The organism is Pseudomonas sp. NFIX49 (assembly GCF_900115915.1).
In the GTDB taxonomy this organism is placed as follows: domain Bacteria; phylum Pseudomonadota; class Gammaproteobacteria; order Pseudomonadales; family Pseudomonadaceae; genus Aquipseudomonas; species Aquipseudomonas pharyngis.
This window is the reverse complement of sequence record NZ_FOYE01000018.1, coordinates 1-2,200: the sequence shown is the minus strand read 5'-3', so window position 1 is coordinate 2,200 and position 2,200 is coordinate 1. Positions and strand designations below refer to the sequence as shown.

The 2,200-nt window shown below is 51.2% G+C and carries 1 rRNA gene; it reads right to left on the bottom strand.

What is annotated here, in order from left to right:
* A 23S ribosomal RNA gene (locus BMZ46_RS28910) occupies window positions 1-2,136 on the bottom strand; the annotation flags it as partial.
* Window positions 2,137-2,200 lie beyond the last annotated feature (64 nt).

Below are 2,200 nucleotides of genomic sequence, written 5' to 3'. Positions count from 1 at the left end.
ACTGGCGTCCACGCTTCAAAGCCTCCCACCTATCCTACACAAGCAAATTCAAAGTCCAGTGCAAAGCTATAGTAAAGGTTCACGGGGTCTTTCCGTCTAGCCGCGGATACACTGCATCTTCACAGCGATTTCAATTTCACTGAGTCTCGGGTGGAGACAGCGCCGCCATCGTTACGCCATTCGTGCAGGTCGGAACTTACCCGACAAGGAATTTCGCTACCTTAGGACCGTTATAGTTACGGCCGCCGTTTACCGGGGCTTCGATCAAGAGCTTCGCGTTAGCTAACCCCATCAATTAACCTTCCGGCACCGGGCAGGCGTCACACCCTATACGTCCACTTTCGTGTTTGCAGAGTGCTGTGTTTTTAATAAACAGTCGCAGCGGCCTGGTATCTTCGACCGGCGTGGGCTTACGCAGCAAGTGCTTCACCCTCACCGGCGCACCTTCTCCCGAAGTTACGGTGCCATTTTGCCTAGTTCCTTCACCCGAGTTCTCTCAAGCGCCTTGGTATTCTCTACCCAACCACCTGTGTCGGTTTGGGGTACGGTTCCTGGTTATCTGAAGCTTAGAAGCTTTTCTTGGAAGCATGGCATCAACCACTTCGTCGCCTAAAGGCAACTCGTCATCAGCTCTCGGCCTTGAAACCCCGGATTTACCTAAGATTTCAGCCTACCACCTTAAACTTGGACAACCAACGCCAAGCTGGCCTAGCCTTCTCCGTCCCTCCATCGCAATAACCAGAAGTACAGGAATATTAACCTGTTTTCCATCGACTACGCTTTTCAGCCTCGCCTTAGGGACCGACTAACCCTGCGTCGATTAACGTTGCGCAGGAAACCTTGGTCTTTCGGCGTGGGTGTTTTTCACACCCATTGTCGTTACTCATGTCAGCATTCGCACTTCTGATACCTCCAGCAAGCTTCTCAACTCACCTTCACAGGCTTACAGAACGCTCCTCTACCGCATCACTTGCGTGATACCCGTAGCTTCGGTGTATGGTTTGAGCCCCGTTACATCTTCCGCGCAGGCCGACTCGACTAGTGAGCTATTACGCTTTCTTTAAAGGGTGGCTGCTTCTAAGCCAACCTCCTAGCTGTCTAAGCCTTCCCACATCGTTTCCCACTTAACCATAACTTTGGGACCTTAGCTGACGGTCTGGGTTGTTTCCCTTTTCACGACGGACGTTAGCACCCGCCGTGTGTCTCCCATGCTCGGCACTTGTAGGTATTCGGAGTTTGCATCGGTTTGGTAAGTCGGGATGACCCCCTAGCCGAAACAGTGCTCTACCCCCTACAGTGATACATGAGGCGCTACCTAAATAGCTTTCGAGGAGAACCAGCTATCTCCGAGCTTGATTAGCCTTTCACTCCGATCCACAGGTCATCCGCTAACTTTTCAACGGTAGTCGGTTCGGTCCTCCAGTCAGTGTTACCTAACCTTCAACCTGCCCATGGATAGATCGCCCGGTTTCGGGTCTATTCCCAGCGACTAGACGCCCTATTAAGACTCGCTTTCGCTACGCCTCCCCTATTCGGTTAAGCTCGCCACTGAAAATAAGTCGCTGACCCATTATACAAAAGGTACGCAGTCACAGAACAAAGTCTGCTCCCACTGCTTGTACGCATACGGTTTCAGGATCTATTTCACTCCCCTCTCCGGGGTTCTTTTCGCCTTTCCCTCACGGTACTAGTTCACTATCGGTCAGTCAGTAGTATTTAGCCTTGGAGGATGGTCCCCCCATATTCAGACAAAGTTTCTCGTGCTCCGTCCTACTCGATTTCATGACTAAGAGACTTTCGCGTACAGGGCTATCACCCACTATGGCCGCACTTTCCAGAGCGTTCCGCTAATCTCAAAGCCACTTAAGGGCTAGTCCCCGTTCGCTCGCCACTACTAAGGGAATCTCGGTTGATTTCTTTTCCTCAGGGTACTTAGATGTTTCAGTTCCCCTGGTTCGCCTCTTGCACCTATGTATTCAGTACAAGATAACCATCTTGTGATGGCTGGGTTCCCCCATTCAGACATCTCCGGATCAAAGTCTGTTTGCCGACTCCCCGAAGCTTTTCGCAGGCTACCACGTCTTTCATCGCCTCTGACTGCCAAGGCATCCACCGTATGCGCTTCTTCACTTGACCATATAACCCCAAGCAATCTGGTTATACTGTGAAGACGACATTCGCCGAAAATTCGAATTTCTCA